Here is a 568-nt window from a genome sequence, read left to right as displayed (position 1 = left end):
ACGGCAGGCCGATACGCAAATCGGTTTGACCGCTGTAGCGGTATAGCAGAACCTTGAAGGCGGCCAGCAGCACCATGAACACGGTGGCGCTGTGTTGCCGGGCCAGTTGCTGAATGGCGTGGCTGAGCGGTTCGGACAGGGCAAAGCTGACCCGACCGCCGCGCTGGCTGGGTTCCGTGGGTCGGGGCCGGTCGTAAGGCAGTTCGATGACCGGTTGTTCGCCACCGAGGCGTTCAATCCAGTAGACGAGCTGGCGTTGGCTTTCACCGGCTTCCAGCCAGCTGCGTTGCCAGACGGCGTAATCGGCATGGCGAATGGGTAACGCTGGCAATTGCGGCACTCGTTGGTTCAGCGTGGCGGCATACAGTTCGGCGAATTCGGCCAGCAGGCGGTTCAGGGACCAGCCGTCGGCGATCAGGTGGTGCAGGCTCAGGCTCAGTTCGTGCGTCTGCGCATCTTCGGCGGGCAGGCGAACCAACGTGACCCGCCACAACGGGCCGTGTTCCAGGTCGAACGCTTGACGAGCGGCGGCTTCGGCCCATTGGCTGGCTTGGGTTTGCGCGGTTTC

The 568-nt window shown here is 63.9% G+C and carries 1 protein-coding gene; it reads right to left on the bottom strand.

Annotated features, from left to right (window positions below):
- Nucleotides 1-568: condensation domain-containing protein (locus tag NP596_RS21810; protein ID WP_256617468.1), on the bottom strand; the 568-nt coding region annotated here is incomplete at both ends.

It is taken from the genome of Methylomonas rivi, assembly GCF_024505165.1.
Classification (GTDB): Bacteria; Pseudomonadota; Gammaproteobacteria; order Methylococcales; family Methylomonadaceae; genus Methylomonas; species Methylomonas rivi.
The sequence above is the reverse complement of the archived record's forward strand: the minus strand, read 5'-3'. Positions and strand labels throughout refer to the sequence as shown.